Origin of the sequence: Geothrix sp., assembly GCF_030219325.1 — a bacterium.
In the GTDB taxonomy this organism is placed as follows: Bacteria; Acidobacteriota; Holophagae; order Holophagales; family Holophagaceae; genus Geothrix.
In genome coordinates, this window is sequence record NZ_CP126625.1 from 3523210 (window position 1) to 3545197 (window position 21988).

Annotated in this window: 18 protein-coding genes; 8 read left to right on the forward strand and 10 right to left on the reverse strand. The window is 69.7% G+C overall.

What is annotated here, in order from left to right:
• The first annotated feature begins 168 nt into the window (after positions 1–168).
• Positions 169–1041: a UTP--glucose-1-phosphate uridylyltransferase GalU gene (galU, locus tag QOZ81_RS15725; protein ID WP_291204055.1), complete on the forward strand. Its 873-nt coding sequence runs from the start codon at positions 169–171 to the stop codon at positions 1039–1041.
• Here galU and QOZ81_RS15730 read toward each other — a convergent pair.
• The 4 genes from QOZ81_RS15730 to mnmG all read right to left on the reverse strand — a co-directional run bounded on the left by QOZ81_RS15730 (position 1038) and on the right by mnmG (position 5856).
• The gene (locus QOZ81_RS15730; RefSeq protein WP_291204053.1) at positions 1038–3143 is read right to left on the reverse strand and encodes a heavy metal translocating P-type ATPase; all 2106 of its coding nucleotides are present in this window, start codon (positions 3141–3143) and stop codon (positions 1038–1040) included. The two genes, galU and QOZ81_RS15730, sit on opposite strands and share 4 nt — an antisense overlap.
• 39 nt (positions 3144–3182) lie before the next feature.
• The gene (locus QOZ81_RS15735) at positions 3183–3389 is read right to left on the reverse strand and encodes a heavy-metal-associated domain-containing protein (protein WP_291204050.1); all 207 of its coding nucleotides are present in this window, start codon (positions 3387–3389) and stop codon (positions 3183–3185) included.
• A gap of 21 nt (positions 3390–3410) precedes the next feature.
• The gene (locus QOZ81_RS15740; protein ID WP_291204047.1) at positions 3411–3893 is read right to left on the reverse strand and encodes a MerR family transcriptional regulator; all 483 of its coding nucleotides are present in this window, start codon (positions 3891–3893) and stop codon (positions 3411–3413) included.
• A gap of 79 nt (positions 3894–3972) precedes the next feature.
• On the reverse strand, positions 3973–5856 hold the full coding sequence (mnmG, locus tag QOZ81_RS15745; protein ID WP_291204044.1) for a tRNA uridine-5-carboxymethylaminomethyl(34) synthesis enzyme MnmG: 1884 nt from the start codon (positions 5854–5856) through the stop codon (positions 3973–3975).
• An 81-nt stretch (positions 5857–5937) separates the two neighbouring features.
• Between mnmG and pssA the strand changes: the two genes are divergently transcribed.
• On the forward strand, positions 5938–6777 hold the full coding sequence (gene pssA, locus QOZ81_RS15750; protein ID WP_291204041.1) for a CDP-diacylglycerol--serine O-phosphatidyltransferase: 840 nt from the start codon (positions 5938–5940) through the stop codon (positions 6775–6777).
• Between the two features lie 23 nt (positions 6778–6800).
• Here the strand turns inward: pssA and QOZ81_RS15755 are convergent, their stop codons facing one another.
• The 6 genes from QOZ81_RS15755 to QOZ81_RS15780 form a co-directional block, all read right to left on the reverse strand.
• Positions 6801–7301, reverse strand: a complete 501-nt coding sequence (locus QOZ81_RS15755) for a hypothetical protein (protein WP_291204038.1) — start codon at positions 7299–7301, stop codon at positions 6801–6803.
• 78 nt (positions 7302–7379) lie between these two features.
• Positions 7380–8753 (reverse strand): NupC/NupG family nucleoside CNT transporter, encoded by a 1374-nt coding sequence (locus QOZ81_RS15760; RefSeq protein ID WP_291204035.1) that lies wholly within the window; start codon positions 8751–8753, stop codon positions 7380–7382.
• A gap of 10 nt (positions 8754–8763) precedes the next feature.
• A complete protein-coding gene (locus tag QOZ81_RS15765; RefSeq protein ID WP_291204032.1) occupies positions 8764–9120 on the reverse strand; it encodes a roadblock/LC7 domain-containing protein in 357 nt (118 codons plus the stop codon).
• A 109-nt stretch (positions 9121–9229) separates the two neighbouring features.
• Positions 9230–9604, reverse strand: a complete 375-nt coding sequence (locus QOZ81_RS15770) for a DUF2752 domain-containing protein (protein WP_291204029.1) — start codon at positions 9602–9604, stop codon at positions 9230–9232.
• Entirely contained in the window at positions 9601–10284 is a 684-nt protein-coding gene (locus QOZ81_RS15775) for a hypothetical protein (protein ID WP_291204027.1), read from the reverse strand. Before QOZ81_RS15775 ends, QOZ81_RS15770 begins: the two co-directional genes overlap by 4 nt.
• Positions 10284–10967, reverse strand: a complete 684-nt coding sequence (locus QOZ81_RS15780) for a hypothetical protein (RefSeq protein ID WP_291204024.1) — start codon at positions 10965–10967, stop codon at positions 10284–10286. Before QOZ81_RS15780 ends, QOZ81_RS15775 begins: the two co-directional genes overlap by 1 nt.
• A gap of 73 nt (positions 10968–11040) precedes the next feature.
• On the opposite strand from QOZ81_RS15780, the gene QOZ81_RS15785 reads away from it, so the two are divergent.
• From QOZ81_RS15785 to QOZ81_RS15810, 6 genes are all read left to right on the forward strand, one after another.
• On the forward strand, positions 11041–13716 hold the full coding sequence (locus QOZ81_RS15785) for a hypothetical protein (protein WP_291204022.1): 2676 nt from the start codon (positions 11041–11043) through the stop codon (positions 13714–13716).
• Between the two features lie 36 nt (positions 13717–13752).
• Positions 13753–15222, forward strand: a complete 1470-nt coding sequence (locus QOZ81_RS15790; protein ID WP_291204020.1) for an outer membrane protein assembly factor BamD — start codon at positions 13753–13755, stop codon at positions 15220–15222.
• A 1-nt stretch (position 15223) separates the two neighbouring features.
• A complete protein-coding gene (locus QOZ81_RS15795; protein WP_291204018.1) occupies positions 15224–17251 on the forward strand; it encodes a S1C family serine protease in 2028 nt (675 codons plus the stop codon).
• Between the two features lie 13 nt (positions 17252–17264).
• The gene (locus tag QOZ81_RS15800) at positions 17265–17654 is read left to right on the forward strand and encodes a hypothetical protein (protein WP_291204015.1); all 390 of its coding nucleotides are present in this window, start codon (positions 17265–17267) and stop codon (positions 17652–17654) included.
• Between the two features lie 96 nt (positions 17655–17750).
• Positions 17751–18965, forward strand: a complete 1215-nt coding sequence (aroA, locus tag QOZ81_RS15805) for a 3-phosphoshikimate 1-carboxyvinyltransferase (RefSeq protein ID WP_291204013.1) — start codon at positions 17751–17753, stop codon at positions 18963–18965.
• On the forward strand, positions 18959–21982 hold the full coding sequence (locus tag QOZ81_RS15810) for a sigma-54-dependent transcriptional regulator (RefSeq protein ID WP_300715050.1): 3024 nt from the start codon (positions 18959–18961) through the stop codon (positions 21980–21982). Before aroA ends, QOZ81_RS15810 begins: the two co-directional genes overlap by 7 nt.
• The last annotated feature ends 6 nt before the right edge of the window (positions 21983–21988 follow it).

The window sequence follows — 21988 nt, forward strand, 5'->3', positions numbered from 1 at the left end:
GCATGACTCCGAACAGCCTCTCAGCCATCCTCGCACCCCACAGCCTCAACTGCGCAGGACATTCAGACTAACACCAGGGCCCCCAGATGCAAGAGAAAAATTTACGCAAGGGGCACCAATCCTTCATCGGGGGCCATCCTTCGGCCATCATGGGCCATCGGAGAGGCCATGAAGACGCTACGCAAAGCCGTCATTCCCGTCGCGGGCCTGGGCACCCGCTTCCTGCCCGCGACCAAGGCCCAACCCAAGGAAATGCTGCCTTTGGTGGACACGCCCGTCATCCAGTACGTCGTGGAAGAGGCCATCCGGGCCGGGGTTGAGAGCCTGGTGCTGGTCACTGGGCGAGGCAAGGCCGCCATCGAGAACCATTTCGACGTCGCCTTCGAACTGGAGGACACCTTGCGCCGCCGCGGCAAGCAGGAGGAACTCGCGGTGGTACAGGGCATCAGTCATCTCGCCCATTTCGCGTATGTGCGCCAGGGTGAGCCGCTGGGGCTCGGCCACGCCGTGCTTTGCGCCCGCTACGCGGTCGGTGATGAACCCTTCGCCCTGCTTCTTGGCGATGACGTCTTCGACGAGCGGGATTCGGCCCTGGACGCCCTGATCGCCGCATACGGTTCATCCGGAAAGTCCGTCGTCGGCGTCCAGGAAGTGCCACCCGAACACGTTTCCCGGTACGGCATCGTCAACGCCCCCGGCAGCCAGCGAGATGTTTGGGATGTGACAACTATTGTCGAAAAGCCATCTCCCAAGGATGCTCCCAGCCGCTGGGCCGTCGTGGGCCGCTACGTGCTGGAGCCGCGCGTTTTCGATCACCTCGCGGCCCTGGAGCCAGGCGTGGGCGGGGAGTACCAGCTCACCGACGCGTTGGCGGCCCTCGCCCGGGAAGGCCGGCTGGTCGCCGCACCGATCCCCGCCAAGCGCTATGACACCGGCAACAAGCTCGACTACCTGAAGGCCAACGTGGAGTTCGCCCTCAAGCGGGAAGATCTTCGCGAGGACTTCACCACCTACCTGAAAGAGCTGTCCTGCGGCCTCTAGCGCCGCAGCCTCAGCGCGTTCAGCACCACCGTCAGCGAACTGAGGCCCATGGCCGCGCCAGCCAGCATGGGCCCGCCGAAGCGCTCGAGCTGTCCGAAGGCCGCCAGGGGCACCAGCAGCAGGTTGTAGCCAAGCGCCCAACCGAGGTTCTGCTTGATCACGCGCTGCGTACGCAGGGCGAGGCGCCTGGCCGTCAGAACCGGTTCCAGTCCGGCCCGCAGCAGCACCAGCGGTGCCGCCGCCATCGCCGCCCCGGTGCCCTGCCCGCCCGCGCCCGAACCCATGGCGATCCCGCAATCCGCCTGGGCCAGCGCCGGGGCATCGTTGACGCCGTCGCCCACGAAGCCGACCACCGCCCCACTCGCTTGCATCCCCCTGAGGTGGGACAGCTTCCCCTCAGGCCGGACCTCAGCGGTCACGCGCGTGATCCCCGCGGCCCTGGCCATGAGCCCAGCGGGCCCACTCCGGTCACCCGTCAGGAGGTGGAGCTTCAGCCCCTGGCGCTCCAGGTCCGCCACCACGCTGGGTGCCTCTGCCCGCAATCGGTCGCCCAGAATGAAGACCCCCTGGAGCCCCGCCTCGTTTGCCAACCCCACCGCGATCCCATCCGGATCCACGGCCGGGAAGGGCGTCCCCAGGAAGGACTCACTGCCGAGGCGCCAGGACGCACCATCCAAGGTCCCCGATATCCCCCCTCCGGGGTGCGCCCTGAAACCTTGGACGACTTGCAGGTCACCGGCAAAGGCGGCACGAAGCCCCCGGGCGATCGGGTGCTCCGAATCGCGTTCCAGGTTGGCCGCCACTCGGAGGAGCTCGGATTCAGGCTGATCACCGGAAGCCAGCACCCGCCTAAGCGTCGGCTGCCCCTCCGTCAGGGTGCCCGTCTTGTCGAACACCAGGTCCGTGGCCCGGCCCAGCGCCTCCAGGGCCGCGGCGTCACGCACCAGCACACCCCTTTTCGCCGCCGCGCCGATGCCGACGGTCACCGCCACCGGCGTGGCCAGGCCCAGGGCGCAGGGGCAGGCGATCACCAGGAGGGTCACGGCCGGGCGCCAGGCCTGGGCGAATCCATCACCCCAGATCCACCAGCCCGCAAACGTCGCCAGGGCCAGGACCAGAATGGCCGGCACGAAGACGGCGCTGATGCGATCGGCGAGTTCCTGGGCCGGGGCCCTGGAGCCCTGGGCCTCGGCGACCATGGCCGCCATGCGCGCCAGCTGGGTCGCCGCGCCAACCGCGCTGACCTCCATTTCCAGGGCCGATCCATGCACCACGGTTCCCGCCACCAGGGAATCCCCGGATCCCTTCGCCACGGGCAGGGGTTCCCCCGTGAGCATGGACTCGTCCACCTCGGCCTGCCCGGAGCTGACCCGCCCATCCGCAGGGACGGTCTGGCCCGGGAGCACCCGCACCCTGTCTCCGGGGGCCAGCATCGCCACGGGAACCTCAAGCACGGATCCGTCCGCCTCCAGCCGGAGGGCCGTCGGCGGGGCCAGCGTGAGTAGTGCCTTGAGCGCGTCGGTGGCGCGGGTCTTCGCCCGGGCTTCGAGGTACTTCCCCGTCAGCAGGAAGGCCACCAAGGCGGCGGCCGTTTCGAAGCTGAGCTCGTGGACGCCCCGCTGCCATTCGACGACGGCGAAGGTCCAGGCGGTGCCGGAGCCGAGGGCGATGAGGGCATCCATGGAGACCTGCCCATGGAGGGCCTGGCGCACAGCCCGCTGGAAGAACCCGAGGCCGGCCCCGAACACGACCGGCGTGGCCAGGAGGGCCTGGATCCAGCCGGGCAGATGCCCGTGCCAGCCCGGCAGCATCGAGATCAGCAGGGGCGCGGTGAAGGCCAGCGCAAACACCATGCGATGGCGGGCCGGTTCCAGATCCTCGACCGGAGGCGCGTCCGGCTGGACCTTCGCCAGGCCATAGCCCGCATCCTCGACCCGAAGGGCCAGCGCCTCAAAAGTCGCCGCCCCTTCCACTCGCGCCGTTCCCGTGGCGAGATTCACCACGGCCGCGGTCACGCCCGGCGTATCCGCCAAGGCCCTCTCCACGTGCCGGACGCAGGAAGCACAGGTCATCCCCGAGACGGCAAAAGTCTGTTGATCCACCGCCCATCCCCCCTGTTCAGCTGAGGCGACGAACCGGCCTCAGGCCAGCCCGACCAGTTCGTAGCCTGCTTTCGCCACTTTCTCGGCCAGGACCTCGAAGGGCGCTTCACCCACCACCTTCGCCGTTCCGCCTGGAACATCCATGTCCACCTGGACAATGCCCTCGACGGACCGCAGTGCCTTTTCCACATGCTTCGCGCAGCCGCCGCAGGTCATGCCCTTGACTTTGAAAACCCTGGTATCCATCACATGCCTCCAGTGGCGGGGTCAGGCCCTGTGTTCGGCGAACGAGGGCAGCCGGGCCGCCTCGAGCAGCAGGGTTTCCATCAGGTTGCACCCCAGTTCGCTGCTCTGGCCGTCCGGCGTACCGAGGGTGATCCGCAGGATGTCCACCAGGAGCCTGATCTCCGTCAGCTTGACCTCCAGGGCCTGGAGTTTCCCTCCCAGTGCCTCACGGACGTGGGCGCAGGGGGCGCTGTCCTGGCGGAGGGCCCGCAACAGTTCCTGGACCTCCTCGAGGCTGAACCCGGCGGCCTGGGCGGCCCTGAGGATCCGGACCCAGTGGATGGCCTCCGCCGGAAAGAGCCGGTAGCCCTTTGGCGAGCGGGGCAGGTCGCCGAACACACCGGCATCCGCATAGAACCGGAGATTGCGGGCCGTGATGCCCGAACGCGAGGCCAGCTGGCCGATCTTCAGCATCCGGTTCGAGGAACCAGCTTGAGCAGCGTGGGTGTCTGACGCGATCGCCATGGGGACCTCCCGTGAAGCGGACTCCCCAAGGGTAAGGTTCCAGTTACATGGAGGCTCAAGGATAAAAATCACACTTCAACTATATGCTCCGAGCGCGATGAAGATGCAGGTGGAGCAGCGTGACGGCGGCGGGGGTGATGCCGGGGATGCGGCTGGCCTGACCGAGGGTTTCCGGCCGATGCAACGACAGCTTCTCCAACACTTCCCTTGAGATGCCGTGCAGATGCTCGATCCGGAAATCGGCGGGGATCCGGACCTGGTCCCAGCCCCGATGGCCCTCCAGGAGCTTGGCTTCCCGGTCCCGGTAGGGGGCGTAGCGGAGGTCGAAGAGCAACAGGTCCCGCTCTGTGGCCGGATTCCAGCCGGGTTGCTCCTGCCCCCAGCCGTCCAGCAGCGTCAGACAGGCATCGGCCTCGGCAGGGCCGATGTGCTGCCGTCGGAACAGGTCCGACAGGCTCAGGCCCGCATCCAGCCGGAGGCCGGCGGCGGTTGCGATGGCGCCGAAGGGACTGGTCTGGGTCACCCAGGCGGCCTCGCACTGCCCCCTCAGAGCCTCCCGGCGGAGCACCTTGGCTTCGACCTTGGCCAGGTCCTCCGACTCCAGGGCCCCCACCTCTCGGGCCACGGCCAGCAGCCGGGCATCCGCCAGATCGCAGGCCAGGCCCAGCCGGTGCTCCGCCCGGGCCGTCAGCATGCGGTAGGGCTCGTCCGTCCCCTTGGTGACGAGGTCATCGACCATCACGCCCAGGTAGGCCTGCTCGCGGCCGAGGACGATGGGCTCCTGCTCCCGCAGCCAGCGCACGGCATTGATGCCCGCCAGCAGACCCTGGCCCGCCGCCTCCTCGTAGCCCGTGGTGCCGTTGATCTGGCCCGCGAACCACACGCCCTCCAGGCCTTCGACCGAGAGATCCCGGTGGAGCTGCAGCGGATCGAAGCTGTCGTACTCGATGGCGTAGCCGGGCCGCAGGATCTCGGCGGCCTCGAAGCCCGGGAGGCTGCGCACCATCCGCAGCTGCACGTCCGGGGGCATGGAGGTGGACAGGCCCGCCAAGTAGATCTCCTCCGTCTCGAGGCTCTCCGGTTCCACGAAGATCTGATGGCGGCCCTTGTCCGGGAACTTCACGAACTTGTCCTCGATGGAGGGGCAGTAGCGGGGCCCGACCCCCTCGATGTGCCCCCCGTAGAGGCTGGACTGCGGCAGGTTCTCCCGCACGATGGCCTCGGTCTGGGCCGTGGTGTGGACGATGTGGCAGGGCACCTGGGGCTGCGGAATGCCGGGGCTGCAGAAGCTGAAGGGCCTCGGTGGGTCGTCACCGGGCTGGACCTGCAGTCGCGTGAAGTCGATGCTGGCCCGGGCGAGGCGGGGGCTGGTGCCCGTCTTGAGGCGCCGGTGCCGCAGGCCCAGGGCCCGCAGCTGCTCGGCCAGGTGGGTGCTGGCCGGCTCCCCGGCGCGCCCGGCCTCGAGGCGTCGCGCTCCGATGAGGATGCGGCCGTTGAGGAAGGTGCCGCTGGTCACCACCACGGCATCGCAGGGGAGGATCGATCCATCCAGCAGCTCGACCCCCCGGAGGCCCCGGGTGCCTTCCCGCCAGACCAGGGCCGCCGCCGTGCCCTGCCGCAGCTTCAGGTGCTCCAGATGCTCCAGGAGTCGCCGGGCCGCGATGCGGTACTTCACCTTGTCCGCCTGGGCCCGGGGGCCCCGCACGGCCACGCCGCGGCTTTCGTTGAGGATGCGGAAGTGGATGCCCGTGGCGTCGATGAGGCGCCCCATGGCGCCCCCCAGGGCGTCCAGCTCCCGCACCATGTGTCCCTTGCCGACGCCGCCGATGCTGGGATTGCAGCTCATCTGGCCGATCTGGTCGAGGTTCATGGTGAGCAGGGTCGTGGTCAGGCCCATCCTCGCGGCGATGTGGGCCGCCTCGATCCCAGCATGTCCACCGCCGATCACCACCAGATGCTTCAACCTCTATCCTCCGAAGGAAGCCAGCATACCCTCGCCCGCCGACTCCAGCCTCCCCCGCCCCAGATGTGAGAAACTGTCCCCATGCGACCCCGTCTGAGTCCCGAGGAACGCCGTGCCCGGCGCCAGCGCGCCATGCGCCGGTCCATGTTCGTGCTGCCCTCCAGCATCACCATGGCCTCCGTGTTCTGCGGCTTCTCCAGCGTGGTGATGTCCATCAACGCCGCCGGCGCCACCCCAGAGCGCTATTTCCTGTGGGCCGCCGGCCTGCTGGTGCTGGCAGGGGTCTTCGATGGACTGGACGGACGCGTGGCCCGCGCCACCAACACCGCCACCGATTTCGGCGTCCAGCTGGACAGCCTGGCGGACGTGGTCAGCTTCGGCATGGCCCCGGCCATCCTGGCCTACCGCTACGCCTTCTTCCAGTTGGGCATCCACGACTCCCACCTGCGGGCGGCCGGCTGGGCCGCCTGTTTCGTCTTCACCGCCTGCGGCGCCCTCCGCCTGGCCCGCTTCAACGTGCAGGTGGGCGCGGTGGACTCCCGCTACTTCGTGGGACTACCCATCCCCGCCGGGGCCGCCTGCGTGGCCTCCGTCATCATCTGGCACCCCACCCCGCCCGGCACGACCGCCCTGGCCTATTCCTTCGCCGCGGGGCTCTTCCTCGTGGGCCTGCTGATGGTCTCCACCATCCGCTTTTCCAGCTTCAAGAAGAAGGCGACCTCGCTGCGCTCGGTCATGGTCACCTACCTCAGCGTGACGATCCTCCTGGCCCTCCTGGTCCTCTTCCAGCAGCGCTTCTTCGTGGGCTTCTTCGCGGCCTACATCACCCTGACGCTGCTCATGAACCTGGCCTGGAAGGCCGGCTGGCGGGGCGTGGAGCCCCCCCATGACGGCCCCGAGGATCCGGAGACCGTGCACTAGTCCAAGTCGTCTGGCTCTCGTTCCTACAGCTGTGTGGCGCCGGCAGGCACGGCCACGCCGGCCACGGCAGCCACCTTGGCGTTGGACATCAGCTTGCCGCCGGTCCCTGGACCGATGCCCAGCGCCGCTCCCTGCTTGACCCCGGCCTCCGTGGTCGCGGCCGTCGGGATCTTGATGCCCGCCATGCGCTGGATCAGGAAGCTGGCCGCGGAGGAGCCATCCCCCGCCACGTGGTCCCCGGCCAGCAGGACGATGGCATCCGGCTTGCGCCCGCTCAGGGTTCCGATGGCCTTGCCCATGTCCTGGGGACCCTTCACATCCACGACGATGACCTTCAGTCCGGCGGCCGCGCCCGTGAGGGCGGCCAGGGAAGCCTTGCTGCCATTGGCATCGCAGACCACCGCCACCGTCTCGCACTGTGGCCAGGATTTCTTCATCGCACTGAACATCGCGTCGTAGTCGCCAGCCACCAGGGCCGGAGCGGCCAGGGCCAGGAAGACGAACGCAGGTCGCAGCATCGACATGGAACCACCTCCAGAGGATGCTTCATCGGCAATCCGGCCGGTTGTCTGAACTTCAGATCAGGTGTGGGTTTTTTCCTGCTAAGTCAGGATGCCGGCGATGCAGGCACTGAGGAAGTTGGCCAGAGTGCCCGCCAGCATGGCCCGGACGCCCAGGCGGGCCAGGTCGCCCCGCCGCTCCGGCACCAGGGCGCCGATGCCCCCCACCTGGATGGCGATGCTGCTGAAGTTGGCGAAGCCGCACAGGGCGAAGGTGGAGATGAGCCTGGCCTTGGCGGAGAGCCCCGTCATGTTCCCCAGGTCGAGGAAGGCCACGAACTCGTTCACCACCATGCGCTTGCCCAGCAGCCCACCCACCTGGCCGGCTTCGCCCCAGGGCACGCCCATGAGGAAGGCCGGGATCTTGAAGACCCAGCCCAGCACCAGCTCGAGGCTGAACCCGGGATGGATGGCCTTCATCAGCCCGTTGAGCAGGTAGATGAGGGCGATGAAGGCGATGAGCATGACCGCCACGTTGAAGGCCAGCTGCCCGCCTTCGAAGGCACCTCGCGCCGCGGCGTCCAGCACGTTGGCATCGTGGTTGGGGATGTCCACCTTGATCTCGCCGGAGGTCTCGGGCGTTTCCGTCTCCGGTTCGAGCAGCTTGGCCATCATCACCGCGCCGGGCGCCGTCATGATCACGGCGGTGAGCAGGTGCACGATGTCCACGTGCGCCACCTGCACGTAGGCCACCATGATGCTGCCGGATACGTGCGCCATGCCCGCCGTCATGATCACCATGAGCTCGCTGCGGGTCATCTTCGCCAGGAAGGGCCGGATGGTGAGCGGCGCTTCGGTCTGGCCCATGAGGATGCTGGCGGCCACGCTCACGCTTTCGGCGCCGGAGACCTTGAGGAAGCGGCCCATGGCCCGGGCGGCAGCGCCCACCACCCACTGCATGACGCCCAAGTAGTAGAGCACCGCGAAGATCGACGCCACGAAGATGATGGTCGGCAGTACCGCGAAGGCGAAGACCATCCCCACCTTGCCGGCGGGACCATCGGACAGGGACCCGAACACGAAGCTCGCCCCCTCGTGGGCATAAGCCATGAGGTGCTCGACCACGATCCGCATCCGGTCGAAGGAGGAACCCACCAGGTTCCCCCGCAGCAGGCCCAGCACGATGACGCCGAAGAGGCTCCAGTTGAGGGTCTTGTTTTCATAGGAGGCGAAACGGCGCAGCAGCATGGGCGTGAACATCAGCGCCAGCACCACCCAGCCTGCGCCCCTCGGGAAGGGCAGGAAGGACAGCAGACCGGAGATCAGCGTCCCCTTGAGCACGATCAGGGCGAAGATCCACTGGAGCCCCAGGCCCCAGGCGATGGTCTTCCAGTGGATGGCACTCCGCTTGTGCGAAAGCACGTACGCAAGGGCCACAAAGGCCACGATTCCGGCCAAGCCGATCAACCGTTCCATCAGGAACTCCCTACAGTTCGTGGTTCAGGGCCTCGATGGCCTGCTCCATGTGGAAACGGGCCCGGCCCAGGATGCCCTCCCGCTGCATGACCAGCACCAGGGTGCACTGCTCCCGGGCCCCAATCATGAGGATCCAGTGCTGGTCCGTCGCGAAGGCCACCTGCTTCACCTCGCCGCGGTCGAACTCCTCGACCGCCTGCTGGAGGTGGCGCTTCACCACGTGCTGGTACGCCCCCAGAAGTTGAAGTCCCTCGTTGGACACCTGGATGGTGCGCGAGCAGATGGGGTCCCCGTCCCGGTCGTTGAAGGTCGCGGCCAGGGCCTCGGGCACTCGTTCGATGAGCTGATCCAGGATTTGCTGGAACATGGCGGGACTCCGGTGATGCGTGCCCAAAGCATGACCGGAGTCCCGCCGGATGCAAAACGACCCTTTAGTCTCCCCGACGATGCGGCGATGGGAGGTCTTGTCAGGAGCGCTAAATTCCCCGCACTGCCTGGAGGGCCCATGTGCCCAGCAGCAGCGCCCAGACGGACAGGCGCAGGACCCGTGAATCCGGGAGCCCGGGGTAGGGATCGCCCCGCCACGCCCGGCGGAGGTCCCAGACCGCAAGAAGCGGCAGCAGCGCGGCTGCGCCCGCAGCGACCGGATGCCAGTGGAAGGCCCCGGCCCAGTCCCATCGGCCCAGGGCCAGGACGCAGCGGGTCAGACCGCAGGTGGCGCAGGCGAACCCCGTCAGGCGCTTGAAGGCGCAGCCCGGGAGCAGGGCCGACACGGGCTGCAGGAACCCCGAGGCCCAGGTTCCTAGGGCCGCCAGCAGGGCACCCAGCGCCACCCAGGGGACGCGCCTCATGCGGCCATCCGGAGCATGAGCAGCATCAGGATGGAGAGCCCCAGGGCGAAACAGCCCAGCAGGACCAGGTGAACCACCGTGGCCGCCACGCCCCGCCAAGGCTCACAGCCGTGCCGGGCCGCCAGGGCGAATCCCCGGAACAGCCAGAGGTAGCCGTCCACCACCAGGAGGGGCAGCGCCAAGAGCGGCCCCAGGATGGGCAGGAAGCCCGCCAGCCCCAGCAGGGTCCCCAGGGCCGTGATGCGAAGCGCCTCGGCTTCGGCGAGGAGGCTGGTCCGGAAGCCACGCTTCTGCTTCAGGCCACCCAGCAGCCAGAGGCCCGTGTGGTCCCAGACCGCGTGGTGGAGCCAGGTTCCCAGCACCCCGATGGGCACGACCAGCAGCAGCCAGGGCCAGACCTGGCCGAAGGTCGGCGGGACGGGCAGGGTCCGCAGGAAGGCTTGGAGGTTCTCCGGGTCCAGCCCGAACCAGTCGAACACTCCGGGCGGGAGCGCCCCCTGGCGGAGCGAGGCGTAGGCCTGGAGGGATCGCACCGCCGTCAGGGCCGAGTTCACGAGGGCCAGCGGCACCCAGACCAGCGCCATGTCCCGGACGGCCCTGCCCAGGGGGGGCGGCGGCCACTGGAACGCGGTGCCGGGGTGCCGCAGGGCCCGGAAGGAGGTCACGAAGGGGAGGACCATCACCGGCCCAGGAAGATCGCTTCGAATTCGCGCAAGGCGATCGGGTCCCCATCCCGCTTCAGGGGACCCTGGAAATCCCTGGGGCTCAGGTCGGCGAATTCCCCGAAAGTGGCCACGTTCCCGTTGATGTAGGCGATGAATTCATCCTGGCGGCCCCGGATGTAGGGACGGAAGGGGCGGGACATGACGCCGAGTACCGCCGAATCCAGGGCCGTCCAGGTGCGGAGGTGGCTTTCGAAGCCGGTCCTGCCCTCCCAGTAGCGGTACGAGGTGAGCATCTTGGCACCCACCGAAAAAGGCACCACGGGCAGGCGGCCCTTCTCGGCCCGCCCCTCCACCAGGTAGACCCGGTGGCCGGGACGCTGGTACACCAGCCGCAGCCTCCCCCGGAGGCCCCGCGTATCGTCGATGCTCCAGGCACCGTCCGGATGGACAAAGGCGTAAAAACCCGGCACGAACTGACAGTGCCGCCACATGGCCGCGCCCAGTACCGGATGATCGAAGAGCTTCTCCATGGTGGCCACGCGCACGTGCTTCGGCTGGGTCCGGGTTTCGAACACGAAATCGGCCCGCTTCACGATGTCCAGGGCCTCAGCCCGGGCCGCCGGCGGCAGCTGGTCCAGGAAGTCGGGAGTCTGGGCCTGAACAACAACGGCCAGGAGGATCCAATACAGGGCTTTCATGGAAAAACGCTAACACTTCCCCGCCGAAATGGTGGTTCTTCACCCGGGGGCACTCCAAGCCGATGGGATCAGGATGGCCACCCCCCTCCGCCACATGCCCATGACCCCGCTGGACGAACTCCGCGCCTGGCTGGGCAGCCCCATGGAGACGGATGCCGGTGCCCAGGTCCGCCTCAGCCAGTTGCTGCAGCAACTCCGCCAGCTCGCCCTTCCCGAACTCGGAAACCGCCTGGTCAAGCCCTCCACTCCGCCGTCCTTGAAGCGCTTCCTGTTCGGACTCACGGCGAAATTCGACTGGCCGGAGTGGGTACCCTGGCTGCACCAGGTCCTGCAGCACGAGCCAGACCTGGGCGTCTTCGACGAAGGCTGCGCCGCCCTGGGCCGCCTGGAGCTCCGCTCCGCGCGGGAGGCCCTCCAGAAACTGGAGGCCCAGCGCACCGATCCCGATCGCCAGCTGATCCTGCGCCGGGAACTCGGCGCTGCGGATCCCCAGCAGCCCCTCTCCTTCTACCTGGGCCGGCTCCTCGAAGGCGAGGCGAATCCCCGCCTGGCCCACCAGGGTGCCCGGGGGCTGGCCATGGTGGCCGAACCCAGGGATCTTCCCGCCCTCTGGGAGGCCATGCCTGGGGCCGACCCCCTCGCCTTCCGCCTCCTGCTCCGGGCCGTGACCGAGCTTCCCGGAGGTCCTCAGGGGGCCCTGCTGCTGGGGTTGTTCCAGGAGACCCTGCAGATCCTGGAGGATCTCGAAGGTCTGGACACCCTCACGCAGCAGGTCCAGGTCGGGGCGCGCACCGCGGCCAGGTCGGTCCTGGTCGCGGCCCTGGCGGCCCGCATGGGCGGACAGCACCCGGGCGTCATCCGCACCCTGCAGGAGGCCCTTGATGCCGGGGAGGAGGGCCATCCCATCCCACAGGTGGAACAGCTGCGGGAACAGGCCAAGGGCCCTTACGAGCGCTTCGTCACGGACTCCCTGATCATCCTGCTGGAAGGCAAGGTGGCCCGATTCAGCGCCATGGTGACCGAGGCCCAGGACCTGGCCGCCAGGCAGCAGGCCTCCCTGGGCATCACGCTGAACCTGGTCTGCGAGGCGCTGGTCCATCAGGTGGTGACCATGGGGACCCTCGCCAACGCCCAGGCCGTCCCCGTCCTACAGGAGGCCTTCGACCGCTTTTCGAACAGCGAGGGTCTGGACCACGCGTTCTGCCGCCTGGTGCCCGCCACGGACGAGGCCGCCCTGGGGCGGGTCCTGGCTGTCACGGATCCGAAGCGCCGCCTGGCCTGTCTGGACGTGCTCGGCGCCCGCGAGGAGGACGCCCTGATGGCTTTCTTCATGCGGGCCATGCAGGATGGCATCGTCGAAGTCGGGCACCGGGCCATGCATCACCTCGGGAAGCTGCCCTCGAGCTTTCCCGCGGTCATGAGCCTCTTCGAGTCCGGCCAGCCCGAGCAGGTCCGCACCGCCCTCCGCATCTTCACCGTCAACGGCACCCAGGCCGCGGCGGAACCCTTGATGGCCTTCCTGCGGACCGATGTCCGCGATGACCTCGTCCTCGAGGCGGTGGAGGCCCTGGGTGCCACCCATTGTCCCAGCGCCAGCACCGTCCTGCTGGACCTCCTCCACGATGGGAAACCGGCCCGCCTCCAGGAGGCCCTGGTGGAGGCCCTGGCGGGGCTCGCGACGCCCGAAGCGGGGTTGGGGCTCCTGGCCAAGTCCGCCCATCTCAAGCTGTCCCAGGTGCTCATCCGGGCCCTGGAAGGACTGCTCGCGGCCTTCCCGGGGTTCGAACGCCCCCTCCCCATGGAGTGCCTGCCGTCCCTGGAGCAGCTCATCACCCGCTGTTGCGATGACCGCGAGGGCGAGGGACAGCGGCTCCGGGCCATCCTCGCCACGCAGCATCTCTACTGCTTCGACCAGGGTCTCTACTCCCGCCTGAAGGACACCTTCTCCGATTTCCTCTTCGACCTGCGGACCAAGGGCGACTGGGACCGCGACACCAACGACCGGGTCGCGGCCATCGTGAAGGAGCTCGGGCGGCGCAGCGCCAGCCTCGGCCACATCGCGGGCAGCGAAGAGAAGGTGCGCGCCATGGTGAATGGCCTCCCTCCCCAGGGTCCCGGCCGGGGCACCTCGCTGTTGGCTCTGCGCGAGGCCCTCCAGGATCCCGAGTTCATCCTCCGGACCGAGCTGGCCGGGGAGCTGGCCGCCTTCGTCATCCGGGAGATCGCCCGCACGGATCAGGATTGGCGTGAGCTGGCCCGGCTCTGCGAGATCGGGGGGCTCACCCGGCAGCTCGACCTCGTGGAACCCCTCAAGGACATCTTCAAGGGAGCTTCCGGCCTCGGGTTGCGCAGCGCTGCCAAGGAAGCACTCCTGGCCCTGGGACTGAACGAGGCCGACATCACCCGGCGGGCCCCCATCACCACGATCCTCCTGCTGGAGCCCAGTGCCTTCTTCCGGAAGCGGCTGATGGCGGCGCTCGGATCGAAGTGGGAGGTCCGGGAGGTGGGAAGCCGCACCGAAGCCGCGCCCCTGCTCTCCGAGCGCCCCGTCGACCTGCTCATCTCCGAGCAGGCCGATGCCATGGGGGACCTCCGCCCGTGGCTGAAGATGCAGGTCGAGATGCGACGATGCCGGCAGGTCCTCCTGTCCACGGCGGCCCGGGACACCAGCCCCGGCGAGCCCTGGCTCATGGGTACGCTCTACAAGCCCTATGCACCCGAGGCGCTTCTGAAGGCGCTGGAGCCCTGATCGAGCGGATATGCTTTCCCCAGATCCGAGGCCCTCATGCACGTCCTGTCTCCATGGTTCCGAACCCCGGCCGCGCTGCTCTGCGCGCTGCCGGTCCTGGCCCAGGCCCCGGACGGCGACCTGGCGGAGCGGTTGTACCGAAGTGGTGAAAGGGCTTACGCATCAAAGGCCTACAAGGAGGCTCTCGACACCTGGGGCCAGCTGCTCCAGACCAGCCCGCAGAGTGAGTTCGCTCCGAAGGTCCTGCTCCGGCTCGCCCAGCACCAGGTGGACGTCGAGCGGAAGCCCGAGGCGGCCATGCCCCACCTGGATCGCCTCCGCAGCGAATACATCAAGTCCCCTGAAGCCGCCGACGGGCTGCTCCTGAGGGGCATCCTGCAGGGGCGGCAGGCCCGCCGCCCCGCGGAACTGAAAGATGCCATGGCGGACTTCAACCGCGTCCTTGACCTCTTCCCCGACGCCGGGGCCTGCGCCGAGGCCCGCCTCCAGCTGGGCCGGGCCTGGCGGGACCAGGGCCAGTGGGGCAGGGCCCTCCAGCACTTCGTGGAGGCCTTCCGTCTCCACGCCGGCTCAGCGGTGGCTCCCCGGGCCATGCTCGAGGCCGCCGGCACGATGGACCTTTCCGGCGACCTCCCCGGCTGCCTCAGGATGTTGCAGCAACTGAGGACCGAGCACCCCCAGACCCCCGAGGCGCAGGAGGCCGCCTGGCGGACCAGCGCCCTGGTGAAACACCGCCTCCAGAAGCCCCCGCTCCGCAGCGAAGGGCCCTGGCCCGCGGGCCGGGCGAAGTGGTTGAAGACCCCGACCCTGCTGGCCCTCGCGCCGGACGGGGAGCTGCTCATCTTCCAGCATGACCTCGACCGGGTCTTCCGCCTGCACGGCGCCGAGCTGGTGCCCCAGGGACCTCCGGCGCCCGGCACCCGGGTCCTGTGTTCTGGCCCCGGGGGAGCGCTCTGGCAGCTGTCCAAGAACGCCCTGGTCCGGGAGGAGGGCGGCCCCGCCCAGCCCCTGGGCACCCTGGCCGCCATCTCGGGCGCGGCCCTGGACCGTTGGGGCAACCTCTGGGTGGCGGATGCCAAGACCCCCGCCCTGACCCTGTTCACGCCGGAGGGGGGTTCGCGCACCATGGCCTCTCCGACCGCAGGCGCCCTCGCGCCGCTCCCCACGGGCGGTCTGGTCATTTCGGCCGATGCAGACCGGAAGCTGCTCTTCCTCGACGCCGATGGCCAGCCGCGCATCGTCGTCCCCTACGGCAAGGATCTGCCCGCGCCCTTCAAGGCGGTGACGGCCCTGGCCACGGACGGTGTCGGACACGTCGCCGCCCTGGTGGATGGCGGTGAATTCGGAGAGGGGGTGGTGATCTTCGGCCCCGATGGCGCCGTGCTGCGATACGCCACCTTCAAGGCCCTGGGCATCAGCGGCCGCATCACCTCCCTGGTCATGGACCGCTCGGGCGGCCTGATCCTGTGCGACCGCCGCAATGACCTGCTGATCCGGTTGAACTGACATGCGATTCCGACTCCTCCTGTGCATCCCCCTGCTCTGCGGCCTGCTGTCGGCCCAGGACGCCGCCCTCAAGGACACGTTCCTGCAGGCCAAGGCCCTCTGGGCCACCCAGGGGGACCGGGAGGCCGCAACCGCGCGCTTCGACACGGTCGTGGCCGCCCTCGCCCCGAAGGCCGCCGGGCTGGAACCCGAGTGGAACCAGGTGCTGTGCGAAAGCTACAACTGGCTGGCCGTCCTGGATGATCGCAGCCCCCAGAACAAGGCCCGGGCCCAGGTGCGGCTCCAGGCCCTGATGGATCTCAATCCCGATTTCGAGCTGGACCGGACCCTGACCTCCCAGCGCCTCACGGCCCTGTTCGAGCGGATGAAGGGCGAGAAGTTCGCCCTGGTCAAGCTGAGCTACCTGCCCGAGGGGGGCCGCTTGACCATCGATGGCCACCCCACGGCCCCCCTGCCGAGGAAGTTCCTCCCCTTCGGAGCCCACAGGCTCAGCTACGCGCGACCCGGCTACGCCACCGCCGAACTCCCCCTGGAACTCGTTCCCCATGACGCGAAGGCCGCCGACTTCAAGCTGACCCGGACCGCCTCCACCATCACGCTCTACGTCCAACCGAGCGACGTGGAGGTCCTGCTGGACGGACAGAGCCTCGGCTATGCCATCGGCAAGGCCGGTCCGGATGCCGCCGCCGTCGCCATCCCCCTGGGGCTGCGCCCGGAAGAGCTCTCCTCCGCCTTCGTCATCCCCGAGCTCCGCCCCGGCAAGCATCGCCTCGAGCTGCGCGCGCCCTGCCTCCGGACCAGGGTCCTCGAGCTCGGCGCGGACCTGGCGACGCCTGCGGCCGACCACACCCTTGAACCCATCCGCCTGGAACCCTCCCGCGGCTCCCTGTCCGTTTCCTCCCCCTGGCCTGGAGGCGAGCTGTTCCTCTCAGGCCAGAGCCGGGGACTCCTGCCCCTCGCGAACCTCCCCGTGTGCACCGGGACCTACGACCTGCTGGTGCGATTCCCGACCGGCGGCTATTCCCAGCGCCTCGTCGTGGAGGACGGCAAGACCGTGAGCCTGGAGGCCCGTCCGAAACCCCGCCTGGCCTTTGCCGGGCTGGAAGGCGGGGACTTCACGGGGCGCACCCGATTCCTGGCGCAGCTCGAAGCCCTCGGAGATCGGCTGCAGCAGGTGGCCTTCGTGCCCGCCCGCCCGGACGAGCCTCCGGCCGATGCCCTGGCCCGACTGAAGGCCTCGCGGGAAGCGGAGCTGATCCTGCTGGCCAAGCCGGTTCCCGACAAGGTGATCCACCGGGTCGAGCTGGTGATCGCCACCCTCGATGGGGAGGAGGAGCACCTCCTGGTGAAGCCCCTGGAGCAGGACCCGCTGGCCTCCTTGGCCACGCGACTGAATGCGGTCCCGAGCCTCCAGCGACCCAGCCTGGGCGCCACGCTCCTGGATGTCCCGGGCGAGCCTGGTCCGTGGGTGCTGGCCGCCACCGAACCGGCTCTGAAGGCCGGCCTGCAGGTCGGCAAGGCCATCCTGCAGGCCCAGGGGAAGCCGGTCGCCACCGTCCAGGAGCTCCGTCCGCTGCTGGAAGCCGCCAAGGGCACCCTCCCCCTGAGCCAGGATGCCCCCCCGTTGACCCTGCCCCTGCAATTGGAGGCGCTGGAGGTCCGCCTGGGCGCGCCGGAGCTCTGCTACCCGGCCGTACTCGCGCAGCTGCGGCTGCTCTACGCAGGCGCCAAGGGGGACGAGGCCAACCTCATCAAGCTCAACCTGGCCCTCGTCCTGATGCAGTTCAGGAAATACGACAAGGCCATCGAGCTCCTGCGGGACGCACGCCTGAGCACGGTCCGGGGCGTCAGCCAGGGCACCCTCGACTATCACACGGGCCTGTGCTTCCTCCACCTGGGCACCAGCTACCAGTCGGAAGCGGGTCAGGCATTCCGCCAGGCACTGAAGTATCCTCAGTCAACCCTTCTCGGTCCCGATGGTCCCCTGGTCGCCCCCCTGGCAAGACAGGCCCTCGAAGATCTGAAGTGAGTGGGAGGAATCCATGCAAGAGCAGCGCGGTGAAGGCAAGATCGGATGCATCGTCTCCATGCTCGTGCTCGGCCTGATCATCGCCGTGGCCATCAAGGCGGTCCCGATCTACTACGGCAACAGCGAGCTGGTCGATGCCTGCGACTTCATCGCCAGCGGAGGCAGCAAGAAGCCCATCGAGACCCTGGAGCGCGAGGTCAAGGAGAAGGCCCGCGAGCTGAACGTGATTGAGGCACTGACCGACAAGGGCGCCATCCGCATCACCAAGACCTCGGGCGGAGATGCCGGGACCTGCACCATCGTCCTTCGCTACAAGCGCACCATCGACTTCTACGGCGTCTACAAGTTCACCCTGGTGACCGACAAGCGCATCTCCAAGCCCATCTTCGAGAACATCAGCTAGGGTCTTGCGGTCCGGAACGCCTCGCGGCACCCTGCCCACATGCTTCTGTCACTCCCCCAAGACAGGTTCCTGGCGGCCCGTGAGGCCCTGGGGTCCGTGCGCATCCCGGGTTCGAAGTCCGTCACCAACCGGGCGCTGCTCCTGGCTGCCCTCGCCCCGGGCACCAGCCACCTCCAAGGTGGCCTCGAGGCCGAGGACACCCGCTGGATGCGGCAGGCCCTGCGGGACCTGGGGATTCCGGTCGTAGAGCAAGGTGGAACATGGGGCATCCAGGGAGGCGGGCGACCCCGGGCCCAGGGCCCCCTCTGGCTTGGGGCTTCGGGCACCACGCTGCGGTTCCTCCTGCCCTGGCTGGCCCTCTGCGCCGAGGGACCGGTCCGGCTCGAGGGGGATCCCCGGCTCTTCGAAAGACCGCTCGGCCCCCTGCTCGGCCCCCTGGAGGCCCTGGGCGCCCAGTGGTCCGCCGATGCCTCCGGGGCCTGGCTCCGACCGAGCCCAGTGCCGCCCGGACGGCTGGAACTCAAGGTGGATGCGCGCCTCAGCAGCCAGTTCCTGTCCGGTCTGGCCCTGGCGGCGGCGGGCCTGCCCGGGCCCAGCCTGCTCACCTGGGAGGAGGTGGCCAGCCCCAGCTACCTGACCCTCACCACCCAGTGGCTGCGGCGCTTCAGCTGCGGGGCCATCCTGGAAGCGGGGCGGTGGCAGATTCCGGGCGGAGCCCTCCAGCCCCGGGATTTGGTCTTGCCCGGAGACTGGAGCGGCGCGGCGGCCTTCCTCGCCGCCGCGGGAGTCACGGGACGGCGGCTCCAGGTAAGCCCCCTGGATCCCGAGGATGCCCAGGGCGACCGGACCATGGTGGCCCTATTGGAAGCGGCCGGGTGCGCGATCCGCTGGCTCGACGCCCAGACCCTCGAAGTCCAGGGGCCTCTCCGGCGTGGCCTGGACGCGGACTTGACGGACTGTCCCGACCTGGGTCCCGTGCTGGCGGCCCTCGCGGCCCTGGCCCCGGGTCCCTCGGAGCTGCGGGGGCTCCACACACTGCCCCTCAAGGAATGCGATCGCCTGGATGCCTCGGCGGAGCTGGTGCGGTGGCTGGGCGGCCAGGCGGAGGTCATCGGGGACCACACCCTGCGCGTCGCACCAGGGAGGGCTGTGGCCGACCGGAGCCCTTTCAACCCGCGCAACGACCATCGCATGGCCTTCGCCGCCGCCCTGGGCGGTCTGCGCTGGGGTGGAGACCTGCTGGATCCCCACTGTGTGGCGAAGACCTTCCCGGACTTCTGGGAGGTTTGGCGGGGGATGCTCGGATGCTGAGGGCCGCCTGGCTGGGCGACGGGAAGGCCCCCTGGGGCCTGGACCGGGGCCGGCGCTGGGGAGATCCGGCCTGGGCTCTGGCGGCCATCTCACAGGCCTGGCTGCTGGGGGGCCGGGAAGGCCGCTGGCCCCGCCTGGAACAGGAGGCCCGCCGTCCCCTGGGACCCCGTGTGGTGCGGATTCCCGCGACCTTCGAAGCGCATCCCGATCCCGCCTGGGTGGCCCTGCTCCGCCATGGCAGCGCCGGCGTGGCCCCCGCCCTGCGGGGGCCTCGGGAGGACGAGCTGCTGGCCTGGGCCTGGGAGGCCCTCCTGGCTGGAGACGGCACCCCCTGGATGGCCGCGGGTTCGCTTCTGCTGGACCTGCCCCAGCGGCTCCGCTGGGTGGCCCTGCTCGGCGCCGTGGATGAAGCGGGCACCCTCCACCTTCCCCCTTATCTGGACCTGATCCCGGCCGGATGGCGGTCGCTTCCGCTGGGCTGGTGGGAGTTCATGCTGAGATCCCAGGATGCCGAGGGCCGCCTGCTGCCGGAGGGGCCCCTCGATCCCGGACTGCCCTGGCCCGCCATCCAGCGCCACGCCGAGCCGATGCTGCTCTCCGAACTGCCGGAGGACCTGGTCCCCCATCACGACTCCAGTTGGCTGCACCCGGGCCCGGACGGCGCCTGGATGCTGGATCCGCGGCTCCGGGCCTGGGCCCGGGGCTTCGGCGCCTCGGCTCGGGGCCTGGAACCGCTGGTGCCCCGGAACCTGGGGGCGGGCCGCCCACCGGAGCCCGCGCTCGCCGGGGTCCTGGCCCTCCAGATGCCCCCGGACCCACCGCCGGGTTGGGCACCCTCACTGGAGGCGGACCTCCAGGAGAAAGTCTCCCGCCCCGAGCCGCCCCCCGCCTCCAGCCACCCGACCTGGGACCGGCTGCGGATGCGCTGGGGCGGGGCCACGGCCGAATCCACGCCGGGCTATCCAGCCTGGGGGACCCTGGCCCATCCCTGCGCCGACCCCTTCCACTGGATGGCGCAGGGCCAGGAGGCCTTGCGGGCCTGCGAGCCGGAGGGGGCCCTGCGGGCCTTCACCCTGGCCCATGCGCACTTCGTCCGGCTGGGCTCCCCCGGGTGGACCTCCCGGGCCGCCTCCAACGCGGCCTTCATGGCCCTGCAGTGGGCGGACCTGCCCGCCCACCGGCGCTGGGCGGCCCTGCGGGGACCCCTGCCCCAACCCTGGCATGACCATGAGGCGGCCCAGCTGGCGGAGGTATACCTCGAGCCGCCGGCAGCCCTGGCCCGCATCCGGAGCCTGGTCGAAACCCACCCGGACTTCGCTCCGGCCTGGGGCCTGCTGGCGGGCCACGGCCTGGATGGAGAGCAGTGGGACCTGGTGCGGGAAGCCCTGCCCCACATCGGTGGCCATCCCTACGCGCAGTTCCTCCAGGCGGCCCTGGGGCCCCTCGTCGAGGACCCGCCCGGCGATGCCGATCCAGAGACCCGGGTCAGCTGGGGGGCCCACCGGCTGTTCCGCGGCCACGGTTCGTCTCGGGCGTTCTGGGCGGCCTGGCGGGACTGCCCAGCCCAGGTCATGCGCCTGGAACTGGGCCTCCAGGTGCTGGAGCGGGTCCCGGAAGAGCGGTCGGCCCTGCGTCTGCTCGCCCTCCAGGCCATCGCCGACCGGGCGGACTCGAACCGGCACCAGCGGCGGCTGGCGGCCCTCTGGCCCCGGCACGACACGGACCAGGATCCGGCCCCCACCCTCCTCTTCAAGGACTGGCTGGCCAAGCGAGAGACGCCCACCTGGATCGCCTGGGAGGAGGAAGGGCAGGTCCATTCCCTGGGCACGGGCGAAGCGCCCCCGGACGGGGCGCTCAGCCGCCTCGCCAAGGATGGGACGCTGCCACCCTTCCTGCACGGTGACTGGGTCTGGCGGGGCCATCCGCTGATCTGGGAGGGGTGCTCCGTGGGCGCGGTGCTGCTGGCCCAGCCGGCAGAACGGCCGCCCCAACCTCCCCTGGAGCCCCTGCTGATCGCGCCCTGGCTGGCCCGGATCCGCGCGCGGCGGCCCGCGGAATCCATCGTGGAATCCGGGCTCCTGTGGACGGATGGCAGCGAGCCCATGGCTTCGGTCCTGCGCGAGCTGGATCGTGTGGCGGGCTCGGATCTGCCGGTGCTGATCCTGGGTCCCACGGGTACCGGCAAGGAGCTGGCGGCCACCGAGGTCCACCGCCGCTCGGGCCGCTCCGGTCAGCTGGTGGCCGTGAACTGCTCGGCCTTCGCTGAGGGGCTGCTGGAATCGGAGCTCTTCGGACACGTGAAGGGCGCCTTCACCGGGGCCGACCGGGACCGTCGCGGCGCCATCGAGATGGCCCGGGGCGGCACCCTGTTCCTGGATGAAGTGGCGGATCTGTCCCCGCGCCTCCAGTCCCTGCTGCTCCGGGTGCTTCAGGAGCGGGAGATCCGCCGGGTCGGCTCCGATCACGCCGTGAAGGTGGACGTCCGCTTCATCGCCGCCACCCACCGCCCCCTGGAGGAGCTGGCCGCGGTCGGCAGCTTCCGGCGCGACCTGCTCTTTCGGCTGCAGGGGGCCGTGCTCCACCTACCGCCGCTGCTCGAACGGCGCCACGAGTTCCCCTACCTCCTGCCCCGTCTCGCCATCCGCGCGGCCCAGGCCGCGAGGCGACCCATCCCCGCCCTGGCCCCCGGCCTGCCCCAGGCCCTGGCGAAGCGCCCCTGGCCCGGCAACGTGCGGGAGCTGCTCCACGCCCTGGAGCGCGCGATCCTGCGCTGCGAGGACGGCATCCTCAAGCCCGGCCACTTCCCCGAACTCGAAGGCCCGGGTCCGAAGACACGCACCTGGGAGGACGCGACCCGGACCTTTCAGCGGCGCCTCCTCCTCGATACCCTCCAGGCCTGCGGTTTCCGCGTGGCCGATGCCGCCGAAACCCTGGGTCTCGCCCGCCCGGCCCTCTACGCCACGGCCAAGCGGCTGGGGGTGGACCTGGTGGCGGAGCGGATCGCCCCGTCGTCCTGAGTCCCG

Bases quoted from the DNA above. Each gene is read 5' to 3' on its own strand.
- galU (WP_291204055.1), top strand. From the start codon at position 169: ATGAAGACGCTACGCAAAGCCGTCATTCCCGTCGCGGGCCTGGGCACC.
- QOZ81_RS15735 (WP_291204050.1), bottom strand. From the start codon at position 3,389: ATGGATACCAGGGTTTTCAAAGTCAAGGGCATGACCTGCGGCGGCTGC.
- QOZ81_RS15740 (WP_291204047.1), bottom strand. From the start codon at position 3,893: ATGGCGATCGCGTCAGACACCCACGCTGCTCAAGCTGGTTCCTCGAAC.
- pssA (WP_291204041.1), top strand. From the start codon at position 5,938: ATGCGACCCCGTCTGAGTCCCGAGGAACGCCGTGCCCGGCGCCAGCGC.
- QOZ81_RS15755 (WP_291204038.1), bottom strand. From the start codon at position 7,301: ATGTCGATGCTGCGACCTGCGTTCGTCTTCCTGGCCCTGGCCGCTCCG.
- QOZ81_RS15760 (WP_291204035.1), bottom strand. From the start codon at position 8,753: ATGGAACGGTTGATCGGCTTGGCCGGAATCGTGGCCTTTGTGGCCCTT.
- QOZ81_RS15765 (WP_291204032.1), bottom strand. From the start codon at position 9,120: ATGTTCCAGCAAATCCTGGATCAGCTCATCGAACGAGTGCCCGAGGCC.
- QOZ81_RS15770 (WP_291204029.1), bottom strand. From the start codon at position 9,604: ATGAGGCGCGTCCCCTGGGTGGCGCTGGGTGCCCTGCTGGCGGCCCTA.
- QOZ81_RS15775 (WP_291204027.1), bottom strand. From the start codon at position 10,284: ATGGTCCTCCCCTTCGTGACCTCCTTCCGGGCCCTGCGGCACCCCGGC.
- QOZ81_RS15780 (WP_291204024.1), bottom strand. From the start codon at position 10,967: ATGAAAGCCCTGTATTGGATCCTCCTGGCCGTTGTTGTTCAGGCCCAG.
- QOZ81_RS15785 (WP_291204022.1), top strand. From the start codon at position 11,041: ATGGCCACCCCCCTCCGCCACATGCCCATGACCCCGCTGGACGAACTC.
- QOZ81_RS15790 (WP_291204020.1), top strand. From the start codon at position 13,753: ATGCACGTCCTGTCTCCATGGTTCCGAACCCCGGCCGCGCTGCTCTGC.
- QOZ81_RS15795 (WP_291204018.1), top strand. From the start codon at position 15,224: ATGCGATTCCGACTCCTCCTGTGCATCCCCCTGCTCTGCGGCCTGCTG.
- QOZ81_RS15800 (WP_291204015.1), top strand. From the start codon at position 17,265: ATGCAAGAGCAGCGCGGTGAAGGCAAGATCGGATGCATCGTCTCCATG.
- QOZ81_RS15810 (WP_300715050.1), top strand. From the start codon at position 18,959: ATGCTGAGGGCCGCCTGGCTGGGCGACGGGAAGGCCCCCTGGGGCCTG.